This window comes from Oryzomicrobium sp. (genome assembly GCF_036820405.1).
In the GTDB taxonomy this organism is placed as follows: Bacteria; Pseudomonadota; Gammaproteobacteria; order Burkholderiales; family Rhodocyclaceae; genus Oryzomicrobium.
The window spans coordinates 20,274-39,109 of sequence record NZ_DAISLS010000005.1; the positions used below are offsets into that span (position 1 = coordinate 20,274).

An 18,836-nucleotide genomic window follows, 5' to 3' on the forward strand; every position below is an offset into this window, starting at 1 on the left:
GGATGCCGGCGCCCGGGGGGGCTGCCTCACTTCATGCGCGAGCGCAGCTTGACGATCTCCCCGTCCACCGCAAAGGTGCCGTGGCCCCGGTGGTGCAGGGTGCGTGGGTCCTTCACCGCCGGGTCGATCCAGGCCTGGATCACTTCGAGGACGAAGAAGTTGTAGCGCTCCACCAGGGCGGTGTCGGCCACGGTGCATTCCAGGTTGGCGTAGCACTCGGCGATGAGCGGTGCCGCAACCTGGCCGGCCGGGACCGGAGTGAGGCCGAAGCGGGCGAACTTGTCGGTGTCGCGGCCGCTACAGTTGCCACAGCCGACCACCTGGCGGGCCAGGTCGGCGGTGGGGATGTTGATGACGCATTCGCCCTGCTCGGAGAGGGCGGCGAAGGAATGGTCCCGGCCGCTCATGACGCAGCCGACCAGGGGCGGCTCGAACTCCATCATGGTGTGCCACGACAGGGTCATGACGTTGGGCCGCTCGCCGTCGAAGGTGCTGACCAGCACCACCGGGCCGGGTTCGAGCAGGGCGTAGACCTTGCCCAGGGGGAGTTTTCGCTTGGCCATGGCCGCCTCCGTCGCGTTGTCGGTGCCTGGGGGCATTGTGGACGGCGGCGGGCACGGCGCCAAGGCGGGCGGCCCGCCGTGGGGGTGGAGCTGGGAGGGGCGAGGCTGGAGCGGGGCTGCGGATCAGACCCACGCCAAGCCCGGATTAGAGGCGAATCAGGCCCCGTCGGGGGCGCTGCCGACGGTGCGGTTGCGGCCGGCTTCCTTGGCCCGGTAGAGGGCGTCGTCGGCGCGCTTGAGGGTGGCGTCCAGGGATTCGCCGGGCTGGAACTCGGTGACGCCGATGCTCAGGGTGATGGCCGGCGACAGGCCCAGGGCCCGGGTCTGGTCCTCGACCACGTGGCGCACCCGCTCCGCCAGCCGGAAGGCGTCGTCCTCGGCGCACTGGGGGAAGAGGATGAGGAATTCCTCGCCGCCCCAGCGGGCGCAGACGTCGTAGTCGCGGATGCTGTCCTGGATGCAGCGGGCGGTGTGGGCCAGCACCGCGTCGCCGGCGGCGTGGCCCCGGGTATCGTTCACCGACTTGAAGTGGTCGATGTCGGCCAGGCCCACCGAGAAGGTGCCGCCATTGCGCGCCACCTGGCTGATCTCGGTGTCCAGGCGCTCCAGCAGGTAGCGGCGGTTGGGCAGGCCGGTCAGCTCGTCCCGGGTGGAGATCAGGTGCAGCCGGTCGTTCAGCTCCCGCAGCATGGTCTGGTAGCGGTCGCTGATGCGCACGATCTTTTCGATCTGGCGCACTTTGCGCTGGTAGCGGTCGGCGTAGTTGAGGCCCCGGTCCCGCTCGGCCTGCTGGAAGTGGTCGGAAATGCGGGTCAGCCGATCCAGCAGGCGCTGCTGGGTCCGGTAACGGTCGAACAGCGCCTCCAGCGCCGGGCGCAACGGGTTGCCGTCGTGCTCCGCGCGCAGCAGGGTCTCGATGCGCTGGTCGAGTTCGTCGTCGTCGGGTCGGCTGGACACGGCTTACGTCCGGGCGGTGATTTCGAAGGGGAAGGTGCAGTCTTCCTTGAATTCCTCGGCCAGCTGGCCGACCCGCTCGTTGGCCGCGTCGTAGCGCCACACGGCGCTGATGCCGGTGCCCCGGGTGTGGGCTTCCTCGAGCATGTCGAGGATGTCCATCAGGGCGCGGATGCTGCTGGTGTTGAGGTAGAGCAGGTCCAGTTCCAGGCGCAGGGGGCGCTTGGCCTCCCGGAGGAAGCGTTCCACCCAGTCGATCACCGGCTGGAACAGCTCGAAGGAATTTTCCGGGTAGGAATCGCCCTGCATGTGGACGGTGCCGTCCTCCCAGTTGGCCTGGATGGCGGGGGTGGAACTGGTTTCGCTGATGTTCAGGTTGTCGGTTGTCATTTTTATAGGACCACGCGCAGGCTGAAGAAGGACCACTCGCCGTCGATCGGGCGCAGCGAGCAGATCAAAGGCTGGGAGGCCTTGCGCGCCATGTCGATCAGGCCGAGGCCCGCACTGTTGTTGTTGAGTTCGTCCCGGGGCTGGCGCAACTGGGCCTTGAAGGCGGCCTTCAATTCGTTCTTGTCCATGCCGGCCAGGCTGGCGATGCGGGCGGCCAAGGTGGCGCCGTCGCCGGCCCGCACCACGTTGCCGGCGCTGACCACGTGGCGGCCTTCGTCGTCGTGGGAAACCACGATGGTCGAGGTGGCGGCATGTTCTTGCAGGTTGTTCAGCACCGTGTAGCGGCGGATGTTCTGGGTCAGTTCGATGTACACCGAGAACACGTCCGACACCGAGGAGGGCGATTCCTGCAACCCTTCCATGTGCTTGCGCAGGGCCTTGCCGATTTCCTCGATCAAGGTGGCGGTGAACGGCCCGTTGAAGCAGAGCATGATCTTCTGCCGGTTGAAGACCTCGCGCAGCGAATAAACGTCCAGTTGCTCCATGTATGACTCCCCAGGGGACGCGGTATTTTAATGGTTACGGGCGATTGTCGAAGCGGAACGCCATCACGGTGATGTCGTCGCGCTGGGGCAGGGCGCCCCGGTAGGCTTCCAGATAGGCCGCCAGGCGGTCGCGCTGCTCGGCCAGGGGTGCCTCGGCGTTGGCCTGGACCCAGTCGCTCAGGCGGCGCTCGCCGAAGCCGTAGCCGTGTTCGCCGCCGGCCTGGTCGAGCAGGCCGTCGGTGGCCAGGTAGAAGGTGCGGCCCGGTTCCAGCCCCACCTCCCGGTTTTCGTAGGTGCCGGGCTTGCGGTCGTTGAGGCCGCGGCGCTGGCCGCGGATCTCGTGGCACTGGGTGCCGTCGCTCCAGAACAGGGACAGCTTGGCTCCGGCGAAGCGCACCAGGCCGCGGCGCAGGTCTACGTAGCACAGGCCCATGTCCATGTTGGTGGCGATCTGGCCGAAGCGGTCGTCGCTGGGCAGCATGGTGCGGGCCACCTCGTCGGTGCGGGCGAGCAGGGCGGCCGGGTCGTTCCAGGGCGTGTCGGCGGCGGCCACGCCGATGGCGGCGTGGGCGATCATGGTCATGAAGGCGCCGGGCACGCCGTGGCCGGCACAGTCCACCACGCCGAACAGGCAGCCGTCGTCGTTGGCCCGGTACAGGTAGAGGTCGCCCCCCACCACGTCCCGGGGCAGCCACAGGACGAAGTATTCGCCGTGGAAGGCCTGGGACAGGTCCCGGTCGGGCAGGATGGCGCTCTGGATCAGGCTGGCGTAGCGGATGCTGTCGGTGAGCTTGCGGTGGGTTTCGGCCATCTTGCGGTTGGCGTCGGCCAGGTCGGCGGTGCGTTCCTCCACCCGCCGTTCCAGTTCCTCGGTATGGGCCCGCACCTGCTGGGCCATGGCGTCGAAGGCCCGGGTCAGTTCGCCGATCTCGTCGCGGCGGCGCGAGCGCAGCCGCACGTCGTAGCGGCCGGCGGCGATCTGCCGCACCGAGCCAGTGAGGCGGGCCAGGGGCAGCAGCACCAAGCGGTCGAAGCCGGCGGTGGTGAGGGCGAAGATGAGCAGCAGCAAAACGGCGCCGCCGATGCCCACGGCGACGATCATCCCCTGGTCGAGGACCTTGCTCGCCGCCAGGTCCACCGCCGTGACCACTGTCCAGTCCAGGGAGGGGATGTAGGCCAGGGCGAGGAGCCGGTCCTGCCCGTCGAGCCGGGTCTGCAAGGTGACCGCCCGGCCGCTGTCGGCGGCGCTCTCGGCCAGGGCGGCGCGCAGGGCGTCGCGGGCGTCATCGTCGTCGAGTTGGCGGAAGATGCTCTTGTCCGAATCGGCCTTGCTCACCGCCGCGTATTCGACCTTGGACGGGTCCGGGTGGGCGACGATGGTGCCGGTCTGGTTGATGACCAGGGTGGTCAGCCCGGGCTCCGGGGAGGTGACGAAATCCTGGAGGAAGCGGGAAAACTCGAAGCCGGTGCCGGTCAGGGCGATGGGCCGCCCGGCCCGGTCGTGCACCACCACGTTGGTCCACACCTTGGTGACCCGCAGCTTCTCGTCCGGGTTCACGTTGACGGCGTGGGTCTTGACCTTGTCCAGGGTGGCGTAGAACCAGGCATCGTCGGGGGAATTCCGGTGCAGGGTGTAGCGGGGCCGATCGCTCAGGTCGGCGTCCTTGTCGCTCAGGTAATAGTGGCCGCTCAGGGCGCTGGCGAGGAAGAAGTTCTGGTCGGCGAAGCCGCGCCGGTAGCTGTCGCCGTCGCGGAAGAAGCGCTGACGCTTTTCCGGGTTGTTCTCGTCCTCGATCCATTCGCGCAGCAGGGCCGAATCCGCCAGGCGCTCGGCCAGGGCCAGCTCGCGGCCGAGGAGGGACAGGATGCGCTGCTGGGTGAGCAGGGCGTTATTGCGGGCGAAGGCGGCGCCGAAGTGGCCGCGGATGTCGCCGGTGACCTGACGGCCGACCAGCAGGCCGGCCACCACCAGCACGGCGGCGAGGCCGAACAGCAGCAGGGCGGTGCGGGCGCGCAGGCCCCAGCGGATGCGGCTTTCACCGGCCTGGGCGGATTGTTCGGTTTGTTCTTGTGACAACGGAGACCCCCTTGTGGAATGTCGCGGGGCGGCGCTGGGGCTGCATCGGGACAGAGGGCTATCTTAAGGGATTTCGCGGGTGGGGATTTCGCGAATGGGATTCCAGGGGTGCGGGCCGGCGTTGTCCTTGGGATGGCGCCGGCGGCCATGGCGTTTCATTCGCCGCGCCTTGCCGGGCGCGGCCTGGGCAAGATCAGGGACGGTCCGCCCGGGGGGCTTCCAGGCCGTTGCGCCGCAGCCACAGGTGGAAGTCTTCCGCCGCCAGGGAGCCGCTTACGGCGGTGGCCTGGTGGTCGGCGTCGAACAGGTAGGTGCGGGGCATTTCGCCGTGCCACTGGCGGTCGATCTCGAAGCGCAACCGCTCCGGGGCGGCGTCGCCGAACACCCAGGTGCGCCGCTCCCCCAGCCCGGCCTGGCGCAGCAGCGGCGCTAGGGCCGGGGCGTCGTCCGGGGTGTCGGTGGCGATCACCACCAGGTCCAGCTGGCGGTTAGCCTTGGCCGCGGCGCCCAGCATGGCCAGGTTGCCCTTGCAGTAGGGGCAGTCCAGCCCCCACAGGGTGACGATGAAGGGCTTGCCGCTACGGGCGGACTTGATGCGGGCGTAGTCGCCGGGCTGGAGCGGCGTCAGGGCGCCGGCCAGGGCCGGCAGGGCGGCGCCGAGCAGCAGGAGGGCGGCGAAGCGGGCGAGCAGGCGGGTCATGGTGTCGAGGCGGCGGAGGGTAGGACGGGAGCGGAGGGCGGACATCGTCGGGGGGCGTGTCGGCGTCAGTGGCGGTGGGGCGCCGGGGCAGCCGGAGGTTCTGGGGATTCCAGGGCGATCAGGCGGTAGCCCTCGGGCTGGCTGTTCCAGGACAGGTAGGGGCGGCCCCGGTCGCCGATCAGTTGGGGATGGTCCGAGGCGCCGCCGCTTTCGGCCAGGGGGCGAGGGGCGTCCCAGGTGCGGCCGCCGTCCGTGGAGTGCTGGGCGAAGACCCGGGTTGCCTGGCCGTCGAATTCCTTCCAGGCCAGCCAGACCGCGTTGCCCCGGACGAACAGGGCCGGGTGGGACGCCAGTTCGCCACCGACGCGGCGGGGCGGCGCCAGGGGGGCGCCGTTGCGATCCAGGGCCTGGTATTGCAGGGACGGAGCAGCCCCCACCAGGTTGAACCAGGCCAGGTGGCGGGTGCCGTCGCCGGCCACTGCCAGGGCCGGGCCGTGGTGGGGGCAGGCATCCACCTGCCAACGGTCGTCGCTGCCCTTGGGCGGCTCGGCGCCATCGGCGATGCCGCCCAAGGGCGCCAGGCCGTGGTCCCGGATGCTCTTGCCCTGGGCGTCGGCATAGACGTGGCGCCACAGGGCCAGGGGGCGGCTGCCGGCAGGGGCGGCGGGGTCGTTGGCCAGGGCGATGCGGCAGCATTCGCAGGTGTGGGCGGCGTGGCGGGCGTTGGCGCCGAAGGTGGCGCCATCGTCCCGGGATTCGGCGTAGTAGATCGCCGCACCCCGGTAGGCCTGTCCCTGGCGCTTGGCCGCCTCGCCCTCGCGCTTGTCGATCCAGGCCAGGTAGAGGCGCCCGTCCGGTCCCCGGGAGAGGGTCTGGAAGCGGTGGGTGATGGGGGCCGTATCGTCGTTCACCGTGATCGGCGCGGAAAAGCTGTGGCCGCCGTCGGTGGAGCGGGCGAAGCGCACGTGGCCGGCGTAGGGCACGTTGGCGAGGGGCGAAGTCCAGGCCACCCAGACCTGAGCAGGCGGGGGAGCGGTGCCTGCCGGTGCGTCGGGCAGGGCCGCCAGGATGTCCGGACGGAGTTCGCCCTCGGCCGCCACCGGCTCGGGCACGGCGTTGACGGCCACCGGCGCCGAGAAGTGGGCGCCCAGGTCGTCGGAGTGGTCCACCACCAGCCGCCCGCCTTGCTCCGGGGCGACCCGCACCCGCCACAGCCGTCCGCTGCCGTCGAAGGCGGCGCCCACCGCCAGGGGCGGGCGGGGCGCCTTGGCGCCCTTTGAAGCCGTGGGTGCGCCGTGGCCTTCATGGCCCTCGTGGGCGCGGGCCGGCGGGATGGTTGCCGCGAACAGCGCAGACAGCAGGGGCAGGACGAAGAGCGCGCTCCCTACGGAAACAGGGCGTGGAGCGACGATGCGGAACAGGGGAGCGGGCATGGCGGTGAAACCGGGTGGCGCGGGAGCGGGAAAAGCACGGGCGGGAGAAATACGGACAAGCCGGGCGGGGCAAGGAGAGGAGCCGCCGAAGAAGGCAACCCGCAGGCTGCCCGCCGACCAATGCTCCCATGCTAACAGCCGGGGTGCGGCCTGCCCGCGCGACAAAATGCCACATGTGCGGCCGCGGCGCCGGCGCGCATCATGCGCCCCGCCCGACGTCGCACGGGGTGCACGGCGGGGGGAGGGCGCGTCTTGCGCCGCTGCTGCCGCTCCGGCCGGGATTGGTGCCGGAAGCGGGGCAGACAGCACAGCAATTCAGAAATCAGCAGTCGAAAGAATCGGGGAAAAACGTGGGGAAACACCTGCAAAGAACGCGGCTGGCCGTAGCCGTTGCGATGGCCTTCGGGCATCTGGGCGCGGCCTGGGCGGCCGATGAGGGCGTGGAAAAACAGTTGGGCGAGATGGTCGTCCAGGGGGGCAAGGACAGTGCGCCGGCGGTGCCCGCCAACCTGCCGGCCACGGTGGAGAGCGTCACCGCCCGGCAGATCGACCAGCAGGTGAACGCGGTGACCGCCGCCGAAACCCTCAAGTATCTGCCCAGCATCGTGGTGCGCGAGCGCTACATCGGCGACCGCAACGGCATCGTCTCGACCCGCACCAGCGGCACCGTGTCCAGCGCCAACTCCATCGTCTATGCCGACGGCCTGCTGCTGTCCAACTTCCTCGGCAACAGCTACAGCTACCCGCCGCGCTGGGGCATGGTGTCGCCAGAAGAGATCGACCGGGTGGACATGATCTACGGCCCGTTCTCGGCCCTTTATCCGGGCAACGCCATGGGCGGGGTGGTGCTGATGAGCACCCGCATGCCGACCAAGTTCGAGGCCCACGCCAGCATCCAGGGCTTCCAGGAACGCTTCAAGCTCTACGGCACCGATGAGACCAACAACGGCACCCACGCCACCGCCTCCCTGGGCAACAAGGTGGGGGACCTGTCGTTCTGGCTCAGTGCCGACCACCTGAACACCCACGGCCACCCCATGAGCTTCGGCACCGCCGGCTTGAAGGGCGGCGCTGGCGGCACCACGGTCACCGGCGCCTACCGGGACCTGGACCAGAACGGGGCGCCCCGGGTGGTGACCGGCGCCTACAGCATCGACCACACCGTCCAGGACAACGGCAAGCTCAAGCTGGCCTACGATTTCTCCCCGACCCTGCGCGCCACCTATACCCTGGGCCTGTGGCAGAACACCTCGGACACCGCCGCCCAGACCTACCTGCGCGACGTCAACGGCAACCCCTACTACAACACTCCGACGGGCCAGTACGTGAGCATCGGCGGGCAGCGTTACACCGTCTCCGGCGTGAACCCGGGCCATAGCGAGAGCGAGCATCTGATGCAGGCCTTCTCGCTCAAGTCCAACACTGGCGGCGAATGGGACGGCGAGGCGCTCGTCAGCACCTACCACTACGACAAGGACATGTCGCGCACGGCGGCCAACGTGGGTACCGATTCGGGCCTGGGCACGGTGCGTCCGGGCGGCCAGGCCACCTACATGGACGGCACCGGCTGGGACACCCTCGACCTGCGCGGCGAATGGCGCCCGGGCGGTTCCCTGGCCAGCGCCCACCAGGTCAGCTTCGGCTACCACTACGACCTCTACGCCCTGCGTTCCCGCACCTACAACGTGGCGTCCGACTGGCTGCGCGGCAGCCTGGGCGCCCTGACGTCCTCCTCGTTCGGCAACACCCGCACCCAGGCCGTCTACCTCCAGGATGCCTGGCGTTTCAAGCCCGATTGGAAGGTGGTGCTGGGCGGCCGGCTGGAGAACTGGAACGCCTACGGTGGCAGCAACTCCAAGGGCGCCGCGACCCAGAACTACGCCAACCGGGACCAGACCAACTTCTCGCCCAAACTGGCCCTGTTCTTCCAGGCCACGCCGGATTGGGAGCTGCGCGCCTCCCTGGGCAAAGCCTACCGCTACCCCACGGTCAGCGAGCTGTTTCAGACCACCTCGCTGGGCGGCGTGACCACCTTGCAGAACGATCCCAACCTGAAGCCCGAGCAGGTGGTGTCCACCGAACTGACGGCGATGCGCGGGCTGAAAAACGGGCTGTGGCGCGTCTCCCTGTTCCAGGAGGACAAGCGCGACGCCCTGTATTCCCAGACCGACACCACGGTGTCGCCCAGCGTGACCAGCATCCAGAACATCGACAAGATCCGCACCCAGGGCGTCGAAACCGCCCTGCAAATGACCGACCTGTGGGTGCGCGGGCTGGACCTGGCGGGCAGCGTCACCTACGCCCACTCGAAAATCCTGGAGGATGCCCGCAACCCGGCGGTGGCCGGCAACATCCAGCCCCGCATTCCCAACTGGCGGGCCACCCTGGTGGGCACCTACCGGCCCTCGGCGCGGCTGTCCTACACCCTGGCTGCCCGCTACAGCGGCCGCCAGTACAACTCCCTGGGCAACACCGACAGCAATCCCGACACCTACGGCGGCGCCAGCCGCTTCCTGGTGGTGGACGCCAAGGTCAATTACCAGCTGGCCCGGCAGTGGAGCGCCTCGGTGGGCGTGGACAACCTGAACAACTACAAGTACTTCGTCAGCCCCCACCCCTACCCGCAGCGCACCTTCTTCGCCAAGCTCAAGTTCGACTACTGAGCGCACGATCGCTCGGCGGGACGGCGGCAAAGGCCGCTGTCCCTTACAATGCGCCCTTGTCGTCGCTTCAAACGATTCAAGGGCGTTTTTTCATGGCAGAGATTTTCGTCAGTACCGACGTGGAGGCGGACGGCCCCATCCCCGGTCCCCATTCCATGTTGTCCTTCGCCTCGGCGGTCTACACCCAGGAGAAGGAGCTGATCGCCACCTACAGCGCCAACCTGGAACTGCTCCCCGGCGCCGCCGGCCATCCGGAAACCATGCGCTGGTGGAAGAGCGAGCCGGCCGCCTGGGCTGCCCACCGTGAAAACGTCCGGCCGCCGGAAGAGGTGATGCCCGAGTACGCCAAGTGGGTCGAGGCGCTGCCGGGCAAGCCGGTGTTCGTCGCCTACCCGGCCGGCTTCGACTTCACCTACATGTTCTGGTACCTGATGCGCTTCGCCGGCTGCTGCCCGTTCTCCTGGTCGGCCCTGGACATCAAGACCTTCGCCATGAGCCTGACCGGGCTGCCCTACCGCAAGACGGTCAAGCCGCGCCTGCCCCAAGCCTGGTTCGAGGACTTTCCCCACACCCACGTGGCCCTGGACGACGCCCTGGAGCAGGGCGCCCTGTTCTGCAACATGTGGACCTTCTGGAAGGAACAGCGCGAGCGCCTGGGCATCGGCGAGGATCTGGCCGCCTATGTGGAGGCCTGGAAGGCCGAGCGGGCCGCGGCCCGGGCCGCCGAAGAGGCGGAAGCCGAAGCCCTGGCGGCGGCTGCCGCGGTGGCGGACGGCCCCGCCGTTACGTCCGGCGACAAATAGGCACACTTTTCCTCACGGCGGCCCGGCACTTTTTCCCGGTGGAAAAGTCCGAACCCTTGAAAACGACCCTCTGCGCCCCATCTTGGAGACTGAGCAGTCGTTTCGGAAAGGAGCCGTCATGAAAGTGGTCTTCAACAGCGAGCACTATGCAGTGGTGTCCTACGTGGCCCAGCACGGTTACGAGCTGGTGGAGAAGGACTCCGGCCGCATGCTGTTCATCCAGGGAGCGCGGGCGGATCACTTCCATGCCGCCATGCGCCAGGTCGTCACCGAACAGCAGGGCGACAGCGACGAGATTGACGCTTTCCTTGCCGACTATTGCGAAGGCACGACCCAACCGATCAGTTTCCATTGAATCCGGCGCCGGGGCTTATGCTCCGGCCCAATTGCCGGAAAAGCGGCGCGGAGCCGGTATAATTCCGCTTTTTTCGACGATCGAGGGGACAATCGATGGGACGCGTCATTTCCGACTACGTGTCTGACCACACCAAGTTCATCGACGAGGCGCTGGCCGAGAACCCGGCCTGGGTCGAGGATCAGGCCAAGGGCCGCGCCCTGTGGTGGGACCGCCCGCAGACCCTGGATGAGCTGAAGCGCAGCGACGAATCCAAGGTGGCGCAGAAGTCCTACCCCTACGACGTGACCACCAAGTAAGCCCACCAAGTTCCACAGCGGGTTTGCAGCGAGAACGGCAAGGTTTCGACCTTGCCGTTTTTCTTTTGCCGGTGGCGTGTTTTTTGAGAACGATTCCTGTTTGCGAATTGTTCTCGTATAATGCTCACCCTCGGGCTTTACGCCCGGCCTACACCACAACACCACAACACCACAACACCACGCCACCGCGTCACGCCAGCCACCCACGCACCCGCCAGGCCGCTCGCCAGATCGCATTCGCTATCTCTCGGGAGTCTTCATGGCCTTGGCCGATGCGCTGCCGCGCGCCTTTGCGCGGCGTCCTGTTTCCATTCTGCTTGCCGCTTCCTGGGCTGCCCTGGCTGCGCAAGCCCACGCCGACACCGCCGCCGGGGACCGCACCCTGGGTGAAGTGGTGGTCACCGATGCCCAGGGGGGCGACGTTTCGTCGGAAAAAACCGGCGCCTACACGGTGCGCAAGAGCCGCGCCTCGTCCGGGCTGGACCTGTCCCTGCGCGAAACGCCCCAGTCCGTGTCGGTGGTGACCCGGGCGAAGATGGACGACTTCAAGCTCGACAGCGTGAACGACGTGCTTGAGAGCACCACCGGGGTGACGGTGGAACGGGTCGAGACCGATCGCACCTACTACACCTCCCGGGGCTTCGACATCACCAACTTCCAGGTGGACGGCATCGGCGTCCCCTTCGTCTATGGCAACCTCTATGGCGACCTGGATACGGCGATCTACGACCGGGTCGAGGTGGTGCGCGGCGCCAACGGCCTGATGTCGGCCACCGGCAACCCCTCGGCCACCGTCAACTTCGTGCGCAAGCGCCCGACCCTGGGCTTCCAGGGGGCGGCCACCGCCACCGTGGGTTCCTGGAACCAGCGCCGTTTGGATGCGGACGTGTCCGGCGCCCTCAACGAGGCGGGCACCCTGCGCGCCCGCCTGGTGGGGGCCGTGTCCGACCGGGATTCCTACCTGGCCCGCTACTCCCTGGCCAAGAACGTGTTCTACGGCGTGCTGGAAGCCGACCTGAGCGACAGCACCACTCTGGCCTTCGGCCACAGCATCCAGGACGGCTACGCCAAGCGTCCCCTGTGGGGCGCCCTGCCGCTCTACTACACCGACGGCACGCCGACCAATTATTCCCGCTCCACCAGCACCGCCGCCGACTGGTCCTACTGGAACAACCGCACCACCACCACCTTCACCGAGCTCGCCCAGCAGCTTGGCGAGAGCTGGCAGGCCCGTTTCGTCCTGACCCACACCGTGCAGACCTCGTCGAGCAAGATGTTCTATGTGTACGGTACCCCCGACCGGGCCACCGGCCTGGGGCTCTACAGCTATCCGTCCAGTTACCAGTCGGACAGCAACCAGACCATCGCCGACCTCTACGCCAGCGGCAAATTCACCCTGGGCGGGCGGCGTCACGACCTGACCCTGGGGGTGAGCTGGTCCCGGGCCTCCCTGAGCGACTTGTCGGGCTACGGCGTGGGCATTGGCACCGCCCTGCCGCCCCTGCAAGGCTGGAACGGCAGCTACCCGGAACCGTCCTTCGACGCCGCCACGGACGGCAGTTCGTTCGTGGACCGGCGCCGCAGCGCCTACGCGGCGGCCCGCTTCAATCTGGCGGACGACTGGAAGCTGGTTGCCGGGGCCCGTTCCACCAGCGCCCAGGGCAGCGGCGCCAGCTACGGCGTGAGCCGCCAGACCAGCGCCCACGACGTGACCCCCTACGTGGGGCTGATCTACGACCTGACGCCCAACGTCTCGGCCTACGTCAGCTACACCGACATCTTCAATCCCCAGAGCCAGATCGACAGCCAGGGCCAGCCCCTCAAGCCCCTCACCGGCCGCAGCTACGAGGCCGGCGTCAAGGGCGAGCTGTTCGACAAGAAGCTCAACGCCTCCCTGGCCGTGTTCAAGACCAAGCAGCACAACGCCGCCGAGCAGGCCGGCTACCTGGGGCCGAAGGCCTACTACCGGGGCGTGGACGCCAATTCGGAAGGCTACGAACTCGACGCCTCGGGCAGCATCACCTCCCGCCTCCAGGGCAGCGCCGGCTTCACCCACCTGCGCATCAAGGACGACCAGGGCAACGACAGCCGCACCTACGTGCCGCGCAACCTGCTGCGCCTGTCCACCACCTACCGGCTGCCATTCGCCGATCAGGTCAAGGTGGGGGCCAGCATCAACTGGCAGGACGCCATCTACCGCAACCAGGGCAACGGCATCGTCACCCGCCAGCCCGGCTACGCCCTGGTCAACCTGATGGCCCGCTACGACGTGAGCCGGGACGTGAGCGTATCCGCCAACCTGTACAACGTGACCAACGAGAAGTACCTGACCAGCCTGTACTGGGACCAGGCCTACTACGGCGCGCCGATCAACGGCAGCGTGTCGGTCACGGTCAAGTTCTAAGGCTTGCCGCCGATGCGTCCCCTGCTCGTCCGTCTGCACCGCTGGTTCGGCCTGGCCGCCGCCCTGTTCCTGTTCGTCGCCGGGGCCACCGGCGCGGTCATCTCCTGGGACCACGAGCTGGACGAGTGGCTCAATCCCCACCTGTTCCACGCCGCCACGCCGGGCCAGCCCCAGCCGGCCTACGCCCTGGCCCGGGCGGTGGAGGCGGCGGACCCCCGGGTGCGGGTGCGCTTCATGCCCCTGAATATCGAACCCGGCCACAGCTTCACCGCATCGGTGGAACCCCGGGTCGATCCGTCCACCGGCAAGCTGTTTGCGCCCGGCTACAACCAGGTGGCGGTGGACCCGGTGACCGGGGCCGTGCTGGGCAAGCGCATGTGGGGCGAGGTGTCCCTGACCCGGGAAAATCTGCTGCCCTTTCTCTACAAGCTGCACTACAGCATGCACATACCGGATGGGGCAGGCATCCGCTGGGGCATCTGGTTGATGGGCCTGATCGCCCTGGGCTGGGCCGTGGACTGCCTGGTGGCTCTGTGGCTGTCGTTTCCCAATCCGGCCCAGTGGCGCAAGTCGTTTGCCTTTCGCTGGCGCCAGGGCGGCTACAAGCTGGCCTTCGACCTGCACCGTTCCGGCGGGGTATGGCTGTGGCTGCTGTTGCTGATCCTGGCGGTCACCTCGGTGTCGATGAACCTGGAACGGGAAGTGGTGCGGCCCCTGGTGGCGGCGCTATCGCCCCTCTCGCCGTCGCCCTTCGCCAGCCGCACGCCATTGCCGCCGGAACAGGCCCGGGAACCGCGCCTGACCATGGCCGAGGCCGTGACCCGGGCCGAGGCCGAAGCCCGCCGCCTGGGCTGGACCCGCCCCGCCGGCGGGGTATTCGCGGCGCCGGAATTCGGCGTGATCGGAGTGGGCTTCTTCGCCCCGGGCAACAGCCATGGCGACGGCGGCCTGGGCAACCCCTGGCTGTACTTCGACGTCGAGGACGGCAGCCTGGTGGGCCGCCAGGTGCCGGGGGAGGGCAGTGCCGGCGATATCTTCCTGCAAGCCCAGTTCCCCCTGCACTCGGGGCGCATCCTGGGCGTGCCGGGGCGCATCCTGGTGTCCCTGCTCGGAGCGGCGGTGGCCCTCTTGTGCGTCACCGGCCTGATCATCTGGCTGAAGAAGCGCCGTGCCCGGGTGGGCAAGGCGGCGCGCCGGGCAGGGATGGGGGGCGGCGATGAATTTACCGTATCCGTCGAATCCTGCGGACCCGGCGCCCAACCGAAAACCGAGGCGGCCTGAACGCCCTGGGGAGGCTGGCCAACCAGGGCCACCCTCGTCCAGCCGTTACCGGAGGATAATGCCGGCCGTGGCGCCCGCCGTCGTTCGCGGGGGCGCCTTGCCCATCATCCCCATTATTTTCCGAGCGCTGCCATGCCCCCACGCCCGATGACCTACGAAGAGTACCTGGACGAAGTGACCACCCTGATCACCGAGAAGTACGACCTGAGCGACGAGGCGGCGATTGCCCTGGTGATGGCCGCCCAGGACAAGGAATACTTCAGCCCCCACGACGACGATCCGTCTCTGCGCAACCTGGACCAGGCCCACAGCGACGCGCGCAAGCTGTTCAAGGAGCAGAAGACCTTTCTCGCCTGAACCCACGGTGGCACGACGAAAAACGGCAAGGCGCTCGGCCTTGCCGTTTTTTTTTGTGCCGGGCTTCGGGCTGCCGTGCCGCCGGGTCGGGGTCGGGAGGCAGGTGCGGCGGTAGCGATGTTCGTCGCTGTCATGACCGGCTGCCCGGAAACCCAATACTGGCGCGGACCTTCACTATATGCCCATGAAAGTCCGCGCCAGTCCTTGGGTTTGGCCCTGCCTGCCCGAAGATGCCCTACTGGCGCGGGGTTTGGCCGGGGTGCTGGAAAATCGGCGGCACCCAATGCGACTTATGCCTTTATTCCGGCACCTTGCGGAAGGCCACGGCGAAGCGGTTCCAGGCGTTGATCGTACCCACCAGCAGGGTCAGGTCCACGATCTCTTCCGGGGTGAAGTGGGGCAGCATGGCCTCCCAGGTGGCGTCGGGCACCCGGTCGGTGGCCACCAGGGTCAGGGACTCGGTCCAGGCCAGGGCGGCCCGTTCCCGTTCGCTGAAGAACGGCGTCTCGCGCCAGACGCACACCGTGGCCAGGCGGCGGTCGTCCTCGCCGCCCTTGCGGGCATCGCTGGTGTGCAGATCCACGCAGTAGGCGCAGCCGTTGATCTGGGAGGCGCGCAGCCGCACCAGCTCCTTGAGCGGGGCTTCCAGGGGGCTCTTGGCCAGGTGGGCCTCCAGGCCGCGCATGGCCTGGATGGCGCCGGGGCTGGCCTGGTAGAAGTTGAGACGATGTTCCATGGTGGTTCCTCGTGAGCGGTCCCGCAGCGGGACGATGGATGGAGCATAGGCCGTCAACCGGTCTGGCAAAATGACCAGTTCACGCGTTTTTCAGGTGACCAGTTCATGGACCTGCACCTCATCCTCGAAGGCCGCCGCGACCTGGCTGGCCAGCTCTTCCGCCAGCTGCGCGAGGCCATCCTGGCCGGCCGCCTGGCCGCCGGGGCCAAGCTGCCCTCCACCCGGGAACTGGCCGCCCAGCTCGGCGTGTCGCGCAAGACCACCCTGGACGCCTTCGACCGGCTGATCGCCGAAGGCTACCTGGCCACCCGCCCCGGCGGCGGCACCTACGTCGCCGCCGGCCTGGCCCGGGAAGCGGGTCCGGCCAGCACCTCCGCCATTCGGCCCCTTGCGCCATCCCCTTTCTGGGCCGGGCTACCCGAGGCCCTGGCCCTGCCCGCCGGCGAGGCCCTGGCCCCCTACGACTTTCGCGGCGGCGTCACCGACAAGCGTCTCTTTCCCTTCGCCGCCTGGCGGCGCTGCCTGGACACGGCCCTGGCCGCCCAGGCGCGGCGGCGCAGCGGCTACCTGGACCCGGCCGGCGACCCCGCCCTGCGCAGCGAGATCGCCCGCTACCTGGCCTTCAGCCGGGCCGTGGCCTGCGCCCGGGACGAAGTGGTGGTCACCCAGGGCGCCCAGCAGGCCATCGACCTGCTCGCCCGGGTGATGCTGCGCCCCGGCGACGTGGTGGCCCTGGAATCCCCCGGCTACCCCCCGGTGCGGGCCAGCTTCGCCGCCCAGGGCGCGGTGCTGGCGGATGTGCCGGTGGACGGGGAGGGCCTGGTGGTCGAGCGTCTGCCGGACAACGCCCGGCTGGTCTATGTCACCCCCTCGCACCAGTTCCCCTGGGGCATGTCCATGAGCCTGGAACGGCGCCTGGCCCTGCTCGACTGGGCCGGCCGACGCGACGCCCTGGTGATCGAGGACGACTACGACGGCGAATTCCGCTTCGCCGGCCGCCCCCTGGACGCCCTCAAGAGCCTGGACCGGGCCGGCCGGGTGGCCTACGTGGGCACCTTCTCCAAGACCCTCTTCCCCGACCTGCGCATCGGCTACGCGGTGCCGCCGCCCTCCCTGGTCGGCGCCCTGCGCCGGGCCCGCCAGGTGGGGGACTGGCACGGCTGCGCCCTGACCCAGGCCGCCCTGGCCGCCTTCATGGCCGAAGGCCACTTCGCCCGCCACCTGCGCCGGGCCCGCAAACACTACGCCGATCGCCGCGCCCGCCTGCTCGCCCACCTGCGCGGCCCCCTCTCGCCTTGGCTGGAAGCCCTGGAACCCGCCGCCGGCATCCACCTCGCCGCCCGCCTGGCCCCCGGCCACGACGAAGCCACACTGATCGCCGCCGCCCGCCCCGCCGGCATCAGCCTCTACGGCGTCTCGGCCTTTTACGCCGGCCAGCCCCCGGTGCCAGGGTTGCTGTTCGGGTATGGGGGGATTGCAGCGGCGGAGATTGATACCGCTCTGGCGCAGCTACCGGAGGTGTGGGGGCGGTTGGGGTGAGGTGGGGCTAGGGTGGGAAAGGTGACTGCCTGGAAAGCCACGACTGGCGCGGGGTTGTCCAACTAGCGCGGTGTTTCACCGTCTCAAAAGAACATGAGTTCTGATGCCAGGGAACTCAGAAGGCGCTGGAGCCCATCAAGACCAGACTGCTCTCGGCCAGAAGCCCACGGTCGATGATTCATTTCCAAAGTTGGCGTTGCTACCCTCTTGTTATGATTTTGAATATGACCTATGTATAATGACTAAGGCATTAAAATATGGCGGGCGTGTAATGTGTGTTGATGAGACTACTCAAGCCATGAATTTCTTCTGCGGCGCTTTCTAGAAAGCACTAGGTTAAATAGTAATGTAAATGAAGCGGCTTTTTTTCTGGCCGCGCCATTCTGTTGTTTTCATGTGGAATTACGGGCGATTAGTTAACCTGTGCTTAGTCGGGAAACACAGTAATGGTGTATTAGATGGTTTCCTTAAGAACTCCGGTTGCAGATTGGTTTCGTGTTAATTTTTCACCAGGAATTTAAATGACATTAAAAAAGGTATATGGCCGGGAAGTTATGTTTGGTTTTTTTATCTTCCTATCCTCCCATGTCGGTGCTGCCGAGCGGAGTGATCTAGATGGCGCTATTAAAATTGTTTCAGATACAAAGTACAGGATCGCGTTATCGGTTGCATGTGGAGTGCCTGTTACTAGTAGCCCTAGTCCGCAGTTAGAAAGATTTGCCAGTGCGCTTGAAATAAATGCAAAAGGATTGAAGGGGAAACTTTCTCAACAAGATTTCGAGGATGTTATGAATGCCACGGCTGAACCAAATGTTACATCTTCAATTGCCCGGAAAGTTTCTGAAGGTGCTACATCAGGCGAATGTAATGACCAAGGAAATATAAAGTTCTGGGAATTCCTTAGGCAGGCGTCAAAAATTCTCAAGCAATAACTGTTTGGCATTATTCTATGAATTTTGTGCGCGGATGCTCTGGGATTGTATTTCTCCGTCCATTTGCTTGGTAATCCACTTGTATTAATAATTGAATGCTTTTTGTTGGTTGAATCAGTATTTGGAAAATTTCAGCAACTCGAATCACTAAGAGCAATGGCCACTCGCAAGAGTGGCCATTTCTCTTTTTTTGAAAGATATATCGAGCTTTTCTGTTACCGCTCCTCAACTCCTGATTTCCCCCAATATCTGCCGTATGGCTCGCCCCGCCACGAAGCGATGAACATTAGCCGCGCCGAGCCGCTTCAATCGCCGCGATGTCGATCTTGCCATCTGCATCATCGCCTCGAAAGCGCGCTTGGCCGCTGCGCGGTCGGGGTCGGTGTAGGCGGTGATCAGGGCGCGGGGGGTGATCTGCCACGACAGGCCCCATTTGTCCTTGCACCAGCCGCAGGCGCTGGCCTGGCCGCCGTTGGTGACGATTGAATCCCATAGGCGGTCGGTTTCGGCCTGGTCGTCGGTTGCCACCTGGAAGGAGAACGCCTCGCTGTGGGTGAATTCCGGCCCGCCGTTCAGGCCGATGCAGGGGATGCTCATCACGGTGAGTTCGACCACCAGGACGTCGCCCTCCTTGCCGGCGGGGTAGTCGCCGGGGGCGCGGTGGATGGCGCCCACCGTGCTGTCCGGAAAGGTCTTGGCGTAGAACTGGGCAGCTTCCAATGTGGTTCCGTCGAACCACAGACAGATCGTGTTTTTGCTGACCATTGCCTTTCTCCACGAGATGAAACACTAGGCACCGACCCTG

General features: G+C 67.1%; 17 protein-coding genes and 1 pseudogene. 9 read left to right on the forward strand and 9 right to left on the reverse strand.

Annotation, left to right across the window (positions count from 1 at the left end; translation table 11 throughout):
• Positions 1-26 precede the first annotated feature (26 nt).
• From V7Z98_RS05505 to V7Z98_RS05535, 7 genes are all read right to left on the reverse strand, one after another.
• On the reverse strand, positions 27-563 hold the full coding sequence (locus V7Z98_RS05505; RefSeq protein WP_293266226.1) for a flavin reductase family protein: 537 nt from the start codon (positions 561-563) through the stop codon (positions 27-29).
• 156 nt (positions 564-719) lie between these two features.
• The gene (siaD, locus tag V7Z98_RS05510; RefSeq protein ID WP_293266228.1) at positions 720-1,520 is read right to left on the reverse strand and encodes a biofilm regulation diguanylate cyclase SiaD; all 801 of its coding nucleotides are present in this window, start codon (positions 1,518-1,520) and stop codon (positions 720-722) included.
• A gap of 3 nt (positions 1,521-1,523) precedes the next feature.
• Positions 1,524-1,907: a biofilm regulation phosphoprotein SiaC gene (gene siaC / locus V7Z98_RS05515; RefSeq protein WP_293266230.1), complete on the reverse strand. Its 384-nt coding sequence runs from the start codon at positions 1,905-1,907 to the stop codon at positions 1,524-1,526.
• Between the two features lie 2 nt (positions 1,908-1,909).
• On the reverse strand, positions 1,910-2,452 hold the full coding sequence (gene siaB, locus V7Z98_RS05520; RefSeq protein WP_293266232.1) for a biofilm regulation protein kinase SiaB: 543 nt from the start codon (positions 2,450-2,452) through the stop codon (positions 1,910-1,912).
• Between the two features lie 34 nt (positions 2,453-2,486).
• On the reverse strand, positions 2,487-4,529 hold the full coding sequence (gene siaA, locus V7Z98_RS05525; RefSeq protein ID WP_334157278.1) for a biofilm regulation protein phosphatase SiaA: 2,043 nt from the start codon (positions 4,527-4,529) through the stop codon (positions 2,487-2,489).
• A gap of 193 nt (positions 4,530-4,722) precedes the next feature.
• Positions 4,723-5,274 (reverse strand): hypothetical protein, encoded by a 552-nt coding sequence (locus V7Z98_RS05530; RefSeq protein ID WP_334157279.1) that lies wholly within the window; start codon positions 5,272-5,274, stop codon positions 4,723-4,725.
• A gap of 20 nt (positions 5,275-5,294) precedes the next feature.
• Entirely contained in the window at positions 5,295-6,662 is a 1,368-nt protein-coding gene (locus V7Z98_RS05535; protein WP_334157280.1) for a sialidase family protein, read from the reverse strand.
• A gap of 395 nt (positions 6,663-7,057) precedes the next feature.
• Here V7Z98_RS05535 and V7Z98_RS05540 point away from each other — a divergent pair, with 395 nt between their 5' ends.
• The 7 genes from V7Z98_RS05540 (at position 7,058) to V7Z98_RS05570 (ending at position 14,824) form a co-directional block, all read left to right on the forward strand.
• Positions 7,058-9,325: a TonB-dependent receptor gene (locus V7Z98_RS05540; RefSeq protein ID WP_334157281.1), complete on the forward strand. Its 2,268-nt coding sequence runs from the start codon at positions 7,058-7,060 to the stop codon at positions 9,323-9,325.
• 92 nt (positions 9,326-9,417) lie between these two features.
• Positions 9,418-10,128: an exonuclease gene (locus V7Z98_RS05545; RefSeq protein WP_293266242.1), complete on the forward strand. Its 711-nt coding sequence runs from the start codon at positions 9,418-9,420 to the stop codon at positions 10,126-10,128.
• 118 nt (positions 10,129-10,246) lie between these two features.
• Positions 10,247-10,483: a DUF3567 family protein gene (locus V7Z98_RS05550; protein ID WP_293266244.1), complete on the forward strand. Its 237-nt coding sequence runs from the start codon at positions 10,247-10,249 to the stop codon at positions 10,481-10,483.
• Positions 10,484-10,578: 95 nt separating this feature from the next.
• Entirely contained in the window at positions 10,579-10,782 is a 204-nt protein-coding gene (locus V7Z98_RS05555; protein WP_293266246.1) for a DUF3460 family protein, read from the forward strand.
• Positions 10,783-11,041: 259 nt separating this feature from the next.
• Positions 11,042-13,186 carry a TonB-dependent siderophore receptor gene (locus V7Z98_RS05560; RefSeq protein ID WP_334157282.1) on the forward strand — a complete coding sequence of 715 codons (2,145 nt, stop codon included), beginning with the start codon at positions 11,042-11,044 and terminating at the stop codon, positions 13,184-13,186.
• Between the two features lie 12 nt (positions 13,187-13,198).
• Positions 13,199-14,467 carry a PepSY-associated TM helix domain-containing protein gene (locus V7Z98_RS05565; protein WP_334157283.1) on the forward strand — a complete coding sequence of 423 codons (1,269 nt, stop codon included), beginning with the start codon at positions 13,199-13,201 and terminating at the stop codon, positions 14,465-14,467.
• Between the two features lie 132 nt (positions 14,468-14,599).
• Entirely contained in the window at positions 14,600-14,824 is a 225-nt protein-coding gene (locus V7Z98_RS05570; protein WP_334157284.1) for a hypothetical protein, read from the forward strand.
• Positions 14,825-15,122: 298 nt separating this feature from the next.
• Here the strand turns inward: V7Z98_RS05570 and V7Z98_RS05575 are convergent, their stop codons facing one another.
• On the reverse strand, positions 15,123-15,560 hold the full coding sequence (locus tag V7Z98_RS05575; RefSeq protein WP_334157285.1) for a carboxymuconolactone decarboxylase family protein: 438 nt from the start codon (positions 15,558-15,560) through the stop codon (positions 15,123-15,125).
• A 105-nt stretch (positions 15,561-15,665) separates the two neighbouring features.
• Between V7Z98_RS05575 and pdxR the strand changes: the two genes are divergently transcribed.
• Positions 15,666-17,099 carry a MocR-like pyridoxine biosynthesis transcription factor PdxR gene (gene pdxR, locus V7Z98_RS05580; protein WP_334157286.1) on the forward strand — a complete coding sequence of 478 codons (1,434 nt, stop codon included), beginning with the start codon at positions 15,666-15,668 and terminating at the stop codon, positions 17,097-17,099.
• A 521-nt stretch (positions 17,100-17,620) separates the two neighbouring features.
• Entirely contained in the window at positions 17,621-18,031 is a 411-nt protein-coding gene (locus tag V7Z98_RS05585; protein WP_334157287.1) for a hypothetical protein, read from the forward strand.
• 286 nt (positions 18,032-18,317) lie between these two features.
• On the opposite strand, the pseudogene V7Z98_RS05590 reads toward V7Z98_RS05585, so the two are convergent.
• A pseudogene (locus V7Z98_RS05590) lies at positions 18,318-18,796 on the reverse strand (VOC family protein).
• Positions 18,797-18,836: the final 40 nt, after the last annotated feature.

Excerpts from the sequence above, each read along its gene's own strand:
- V7Z98_RS05545 (WP_293266242.1), top strand. The coding sequence starts at position 9,418 with ATGGCAGAGATTTTCGTCAGTACCGACGTGGAGGCGGACGGCCCCATC.
- V7Z98_RS05570 (WP_334157284.1), top strand. The coding sequence starts at position 14,600 with ATGCCCCCACGCCCGATGACCTACGAAGAGTACCTGGACGAAGTGACC.
- V7Z98_RS05565 (WP_334157283.1), top strand. The coding sequence starts at position 13,199 with ATGCGTCCCCTGCTCGTCCGTCTGCACCGCTGGTTCGGCCTGGCCGCC.
- V7Z98_RS05530 (WP_334157279.1), bottom strand. The coding sequence starts at position 5,274 with ATGTCCGCCCTCCGCTCCCGTCCTACCCTCCGCCGCCTCGACACCATG.
- V7Z98_RS05560 (WP_334157282.1), top strand. The coding sequence starts at position 11,042 with ATGGCCTTGGCCGATGCGCTGCCGCGCGCCTTTGCGCGGCGTCCTGTT.
- pdxR (WP_334157286.1), top strand. The coding sequence starts at position 15,666 with ATGGACCTGCACCTCATCCTCGAAGGCCGCCGCGACCTGGCTGGCCAG.
- V7Z98_RS05555 (WP_293266246.1), top strand. The coding sequence starts at position 10,579 with ATGGGACGCGTCATTTCCGACTACGTGTCTGACCACACCAAGTTCATC.
- V7Z98_RS05535 (WP_334157280.1), bottom strand. The coding sequence starts at position 6,662 with ATGCCCGCTCCCCTGTTCCGCATCGTCGCTCCACGCCCTGTTTCCGTA.
- siaC (WP_293266230.1), bottom strand. The coding sequence starts at position 1,907 with ATGACAACCGACAACCTGAACATCAGCGAAACCAGTTCCACCCCCGCC.
- V7Z98_RS05575 (WP_334157285.1), bottom strand. The coding sequence starts at position 15,560 with ATGGAACATCGTCTCAACTTCTACCAGGCCAGCCCCGGCGCCATCCAG.
- V7Z98_RS05540 (WP_334157281.1), top strand. The coding sequence starts at position 7,058 with ATGGCCTTCGGGCATCTGGGCGCGGCCTGGGCGGCCGATGAGGGCGTG.
- V7Z98_RS05585 (WP_334157287.1), top strand. The coding sequence starts at position 17,621 with ATGACATTAAAAAAGGTATATGGCCGGGAAGTTATGTTTGGTTTTTTT.
- V7Z98_RS05505 (WP_293266226.1), bottom strand. The coding sequence starts at position 563 with ATGGCCAAGCGAAAACTCCCCCTGGGCAAGGTCTACGCCCTGCTCGAA.
- V7Z98_RS05550 (WP_293266244.1), top strand. The coding sequence starts at position 10,247 with ATGAAAGTGGTCTTCAACAGCGAGCACTATGCAGTGGTGTCCTACGTG.
- siaB (WP_293266232.1), bottom strand. The coding sequence starts at position 2,452 with ATGGAGCAACTGGACGTTTATTCGCTGCGCGAGGTCTTCAACCGGCAG.